The sequence below is a fragment of the Arenimonas sp. genome (assembly GCF_019459675.1).
Taxonomy (GTDB): Bacteria; Pseudomonadota; Gammaproteobacteria; order Xanthomonadales; family Xanthomonadaceae; genus Arenimonas.
Genome location: NZ_JAIBFH010000350.1, coordinates 1 through 2372, shown reverse-complemented (window position 1 = coordinate 2372; position 2372 = coordinate 1). Strand labels below are relative to the sequence as shown.

General features: G+C 69.8%; 3 protein-coding genes. 2 read left to right on the top strand and 1 reads right to left on the bottom strand.

Annotation, left to right across the window (positions count from 1 at the left end; all coding sequences use genetic code 11):
• The coding region (locus K0M70_RS11715) for a GGDEF domain-containing protein (RefSeq protein WP_290782112.1) at window positions 1–1178 on the top strand (1178 nt) is incomplete at its 5' end.
• 31 nt (window positions 1179–1209) lie between these two features.
• Window positions 1210–1857 (top strand): glutathione S-transferase family protein, encoded by a 648-nt coding sequence (locus K0M70_RS11710; protein ID WP_290782109.1) that lies wholly within the window; start codon window positions 1210–1212, stop codon window positions 1855–1857.
• A gap of 30 nt (window positions 1858–1887) precedes the next feature.
• Here the strand turns inward: K0M70_RS11710 and K0M70_RS11705 are convergent.
• The coding region (locus K0M70_RS11705; protein WP_290782107.1) for a hypothetical protein at window positions 1888–2372 on the bottom strand (485 nt) is incomplete at its 5' end.

Sequence of the window (2372 nt, the reverse complement as noted above, 5' to 3'; positions counted from 1 at the left end):
TGGTGACGGCGGCAGCGGTGCTGGTGCGCCAGTTGGCCCATGCGCAGGTACTGCCGGCGACGTTGATCAGCCTGTACGGCTGGCAGCTCGCGCTGGCCGTCACCATCGCGCTGTTCCTGATGTTGCCGTGGGTGCGCGCGCGCATGCAGCGCTGGTCGCAGCGCCGCCGCGCCCACGTGCCGGAGCCCAGCGCCGAGGAAAAGATCGCGGTGGCGCGCGAGCGACTCGTCCAAAGCCTGCAGGCCGGCTTGGCCAACGCTGCGGACGGCGATCTGAAATGGATCGCCTTCCGGCGTCTGCTTGATGGCCTCAAGCCGGTCCTGGCGCAGACGTCGGCCGCGGTGGTGGCGATGCACTACGACGGCGAGGATCTGCTGCAGGTGGAGCCCCTGGAGGCCGAGGGCCGCTACCGGGAGCTGCTGGCCCAGCGCGCCACGCTGCTCAAGAACCTCAGCCGCCTGCGCGCGCCCCAGCAGGTGGGCATTGATTTCGACGGCCCCGAGGGTCCGCTGGACCAGGTGCAGTTGGCGGTCATCCCGCTGCCCATCCCCAAGCCCGGCTGGGGCGCGCTGCTGGTGGAGCGCCGCGCGGATGTCACCTACACCGACGCCGAGCTGGCCCTGTGCGCCGAGTTTGCGGCAGTGGCGATCATGGCCGGCGGCGAGGCGGCCGGCACGGTCAGCGCGCGCCGCAGCGCCGACGCCGACCCGGCCACCGGTTTGCTGCGCACCGAGCCGCTGCTGCGCAACCTCGCCAAGCTCATGGACACGGCGCGGCAAACGCAGCAGCCGTTGAGCCTGCTCTACTTCACGGTCGACCAGCTGCCGAAGCTACTCGAGACAGGCGGTGAGGCCAGTGCCAATGCCGGCCTCAGGCCGGTAGCCGACCTGCTGCGTGACGAAGTGGACTACGGCGACATCCTGGGCCGATCCGGCCCCGAAGGTTTCCTGCTGGTGGCGCCCGGCAAGGCCCTGCTAAAGGCCCGCGACTACGCCGAGAAATTGCGCGCTGCGGTGTCGCGGCTGGTGGTGGACCCGCGCGTTTCGGTAGGCCTGACGGTCAGCGTTGGCATCGCCCAGGCCGGCCCGGACGAACGCGATGCCGCGGCCCTGGTGGAACGCACTGCGCGCATCGCCCAAATCGCATCCAAGAACGGCGGCAACCAGATCTTCAGCTGAACCTTCCCACCGCACGCCAAGGACGCACGAGATGGCAACCACCCTGGTCATCGGCAACAAGAATTATTCGTCGTGGTCGCTGCGTCCCTGGCTGCTGCTGCGCCACTACGGCGTGGCCTTCGACGAAGTGCGCCTGCTGCTGGACACGCCCGGGTTTGCCGCGCAGGTTGCGCGCTGGTCGCCCAGCCGCCGCGTGCCGGCGCTGCACGACGGCGATCTGGTGGTCTGGGACTCGCTGGCGATCTGCGAGTACGCCAACGAGCGCTGGCTGGGCGGCAATGGCTGGCCCGCCGACCTCGCGCAGCGCGCCGTGGCGCGCAGCGCCGCGGCCGAGATGCATTCGGGCTTCAGCGCGCTGCGCAGCCAGATGCCGATGAACCTGCGGCGCCAGCCGCGCCTGCCGCACTGGGACGCCCACGCCGGCGCCGATGTTGCGCGCGTCCAGCAGCTCTGGAACGACCTTCGTGATCGCCACGATGGCCCGTATCTGTGCGGCGATCAGTTTGGCATCGTGGATGCGATGTTCGCGCCGGTTTGCGCCCGGCTGCGCAGCTACGGCGTGCCGCTGGACGCGACCGGCACGGCCTATGTGCGCGCCATCTTCGCGCTGCCGGCGATGCAAGAATGGGAAGCGGCGGCGCTGGCGGAAACCGAACGGGTGGCTTCCGACGAAGCCTGATTCGCCCGCCGGGCAGGCTGGTTCAGCGGCTCAGAACGACGACAGCGCGCACACGTAGATCAGTTCGCAGGCGCCCGCGCCCGAATCGTCGCGCGTGGTCGAGCTTCGCCACACGTAGTTGTCCTGTCGAGCCTCCACCAGCCAGCCCTGCAGGCGCACGGTCTGGTCGGGCTTCACGCGCGCCAGGGCCGCGGCCACCTGTTCGTTGGCCGGGATCAGGTGCATGTTCGCGCTCGAGCGGATGATTTCGTCCAAGGGCAGCGGCGGCCCTTCGGATCCCCAGCGGTAGTGATACCAGCGGCCGGACTGGGAAATGTCGAGGCGACGGTAAACCTCGGGCTTGGCCATGGCATTCCAGCCGAGCGCCAGGTCGGTGGGGACCAGCGACGCACCCCGGTCGAAGCGGTAGTCCTCGCGGCCCAGTACGCGCGCCTCGATGCTGAAACCCGCCAGGGGCTCGATCTCGAACTCACCGAAGCGGAATGCGCCCATCTGGCGGGGCACCGCCGTCTGCC